Origin of the sequence: Janthinobacterium agaricidamnosum NBRC 102515 = DSM 9628 (assembly GCF_000723165.1) — a bacterium.
GTDB classification, from domain to species: Bacteria; Pseudomonadota; Gammaproteobacteria; order Burkholderiales; family Burkholderiaceae_D; genus Janthinobacterium; species Janthinobacterium agaricidamnosum.
This window is the reverse complement of record NZ_HG322949.1, coordinates 2,199,675-2,203,063: the sequence shown is the minus strand read 5'-3', so window position 1 is coordinate 2,203,063 and position 3,389 is coordinate 2,199,675. Positions and strand designations below refer to the sequence as shown.

4 protein-coding genes (1 of these 4 only partly in view) are annotated in these 3,389 nt (G+C 36.9%); 3 read left to right on the top strand and 1 reads right to left on the bottom strand.

From position 1 onward, the window contains the following. The 3 genes in view from GJA_RS09405 to GJA_RS27230 are tightly spaced (at most 10 nt apart) and all read left to right on the top strand, a layout consistent with a single transcriptional unit that may run on beyond the window. Window positions 1-357, top strand: the 3' portion of a protein-coding gene (locus tag GJA_RS09405; protein WP_081905310.1) for a DUF2345 domain-containing protein. Its footprint begins 12 nt before the window's first position; the window shows 357 of its 369 coding nt (coding positions 13-369); its start codon lies beyond the left edge, outside the window; it ends in the stop codon at window positions 355-357. A gap of 10 nt (window positions 358-367) precedes the next feature. Beyond that, window positions 368-1,717 (top strand): hypothetical protein, encoded by a 1,350-nt coding sequence (locus GJA_RS27235; protein ID WP_144241467.1) that lies wholly within the window; start codon window positions 368-370, stop codon window positions 1,715-1,717. Beyond that, on the top strand, window positions 1,714-2,478 hold the full coding sequence (locus tag GJA_RS27230) for a hypothetical protein (RefSeq protein WP_144241466.1): 765 nt from the start codon (window positions 1,714-1,716) through the stop codon (window positions 2,476-2,478). The genes GJA_RS27235 and GJA_RS27230 overlap by 4 nt, the downstream gene beginning before the upstream one ends. A 220-nt stretch (window positions 2,479-2,698) precedes the next feature. On the opposite strand, the gene GJA_RS09400 is transcribed toward GJA_RS27230, so the two are convergent. Then, a complete protein-coding gene (locus GJA_RS09400; RefSeq protein ID WP_167541096.1) occupies window positions 2,699-3,223 on the bottom strand; it encodes a porin family protein in 525 nt (174 codons plus the stop codon). Between the last annotated feature and the right edge of the window lie 166 nt (window positions 3,224-3,389).

Below are 3,389 nucleotides of genomic sequence, written 5' to 3'. Positions count from 1 at the left end.
GCCGCCAAGCAACATGTGTTGCTGACGGCGCAAGGCGCCTACCTCAAGCTCGAAGGCGGCAATATCGAGATCCACGGGCCGGGGAAGATGGAGTTCAAGTCCAGTATGAGGGATTTGACGGGACCGCTTAATATCCCGAATATTGAAATTGCCAATAAAATTTATGAAATCAACATAAAGAGAGATTTGAAAATAGAATATGTGGATGCTGATGGAAACTTTCTAAAAAATGAACCTATAACACTAAATTTTCTTAATAAACAACCGACTTTATTAACTTTGGATAAAGAAGGTACAGCTACGATTAAAAATGCTCCTCTAGGCCCCTTTAGGGCAGAACAGTCAAAAAGAAAATAAAGGATTCATTGTGAATAACACATCAAATCAAGAAAAAAACACAACAACACAAGAAGTTTGCATCGACCTTCCTGGCGAAGACGTACGGTGTTGGAGATCAAGTGACAAAATACGAGTAACATTAAGAAAACATCGAGATATCATATTTGACATTAGATTTGAAACAGGAAAAATTTATACGTTACAAGCCGACGAATCAGACTTTTACAATACAAGAGAAAAAAAGATTGTACACGCAAGAAATCGTGAAATTACGACTTTCAAGGATGGCGAACGATTCCATTTATGGATAACTCGATCATTTAAAGGCTCATTAAGATTGAAATGTGAGGGAAAGCTAATTATAAAACTAACCCCTTCCGACATGGATAAAAAACAGTACGATAATGATCCAAAAACAAAACCTCAACCTATTATTATCGCACTAGGTCAATCAAAAAATGAAACCACAATCAAAAAATCCAACGAGAAAATAAATACTCCCCAACCTTCATCCGCGCAAGAAAATTGTTCAATTGTTTGTGTCGTTAATGGTAGCCTCAAAGAAATTCCTGATGAAATCTTAGAACATTTCAAGAAAGGTGGTGGAAAATCAGGATTTGTCGATATTGACCCAACCGAAGTTACAACACGAAATTGGATCTGGGGACAACTTGCTGGTACAGCGGCCTATGCGAAAGATAATTGGGGCTGGTTACGTGCCAGTCTTGACGAAAGAACACATAAAGGTTTTCAATTGGTAAAGGCAAGAGTACACTTTGTAAAAGGAAAAATAAGATTTTATTTTTCCGGTTATAGCAAATATAATGAAATATTTGGGCCCGGAGGATTTAAACCGGGAAATGATAAAATCATGAATATATTTTCCGGAGTGGGGAATACATCAAGTTCTTTTAAAGCTGTCACAAAAGGCATAGCTGGCACATTCAAAGGCAATGCTTTAGTTAGCTTTATTTTTGGTAGTGCGACATCCATCGCAGAATGGAAAGATGACTTACAGAAAGATGGTTATGATTTAACAGCTTCTTTATTAATGGCATTACTTAAGGCAATTATTGTTGCAGTGTTAGTGGCAATTATTGTGGCTTGCATAATAATCATAGTAATGTTTCTAGCTGCAACGTCTATGCCAATTATTGTAGTAGGATCCATTACGGTAGTCGCAGGAATAATTGTTAATTATGCTGTTGAATCCATGGATAAAAAACTGGGGAAAATGGCTACTGGGGATCAATCTAATGGTGATGGACTAGCATCAGTAATTGCACCATTTTTTAGAAATATTGCACAAGAAATACAGGGCAATTGGGACACTCTCATGAAAAAATTTCCATCAGATTATAAGGAAATAACTTTTTGAAAAATCTAGACACAACAAATCCATCCATTGCAAAACCCTCCAATATATGCTCTTTGGGAGCCGTAACAGCTTTCATCATTAGTGGATGTTGTTTAATATTGGCAAATGACGCATCCCCAAATACCGATTTAGGAAAAAATCCAATTGCAATCTTCTTGCTCATTTTACTTATTTTATCATTTATACTTATCTTTATTCCAAAGATTTATAAATGGAATTGGGAAACGAAATATTTTGGAGTCGGAATATTTGAAATTGGAAGTATTTCTCTTTTTGGAATTACACCCACGCTTTGCCTATTGGTTTACAGTGATTTATCACTAAAATCTCGCACAGCTATATTTCTTATTTATACATTACAAATTTTTTTTTGGTGCAAGAGATTCTCAAAATTTTATAAAAAAATTTACGAAAATCCAGATTTAAGAAAAAAAATTTATGTTGAGGAAGATGATGCAAATTATTATATGCAAAAAGGTGATAGATGGCTAATTGATAAAAAATTTAAATTCAAGCAACTACCATCAAATTTATATTTTTTATTATCTATTTTTTTTGCCATCGCCATCATTCCTTTTTCACATGACATAATAAAAATAACCAAACTACCTTTTATTTATACGTTTTGTGCCATTGCAGCATTACCAATTAGTTTATTGGGGTGTGGATTAATTACGCGATCCTGGTTAATATTTTATTATTATCCAAAAAAAATTAAAGCAAAAAATAAAAAACCAGTTTATGTTGATATGAATGGCTAAGCCATTGAAAATCAATATCTAGATGTTTTAAAAATAAAAAATAAATACCAATTTTATTTTAATAATTTACTTCATATGCAACTTTGTAAAACATCCGTCACGTAGTTACTTTGTATGACTTGGATAAATAGGTGCAAAAATTACATCAATCGTTGGGATAAATACCACGCAATGAAAAACGCGATGCTCCCGACACCAACGCCGCGTATAGTAAAAAAGCTTAGAAACTATAAGCGACACCAGCCAACGTGGTGGTCACTTTGGTTTTGGTAAAACGCGTCGCTTCCAGCTTGAAGGCCCATTTGTTATTCAGCGCATAACTCACACCCAGGCCGACGGATGGGTCGGTTTCACTGTAATCGCCTTTGGAGACGCGACCCGATTTCATTTGCGTGCGCCCGATACCCGGACGGCCATAGGCGCTAAAACTCCGGCCCAGCGGGGCAATGCCGAGTAAGGAAATGCCCACATGGCTATCGGGATAATAACTATCGTCGCCAGCCAGTCCATCAAACAGACGGAAGCTCAGGCTGCGGGCAAAAATTTCGGTTGAAAGATTTGGAGTGATTTTGTAGCCCAGATTGAAATCGAATGAAGAATCGCTCTTTTCATCGACCACATGCGACGATACCGAACTTTTCCCAATCGAGGTTCCGACATACACGGTCGATCCATTTTGATCGGCGGCGTATGCGCTGGATAACACTGAAGCGGCCAGCAAAGCGATGGTCAGACTTTTTTTCACATTCAAATTCGTTGAATCTCTTTCAGTTTGTTTTTAAAAAATAAGGAAATGGCATCCTGCCATGTTTATTTTGCAAAAACAATAAAAATTGTGAAATACACACCGCCAGCAAAAGGACACCTCGAAAAACCGTTACGAGCAAGCTCAATGCCGGGCCGAGTAGCTG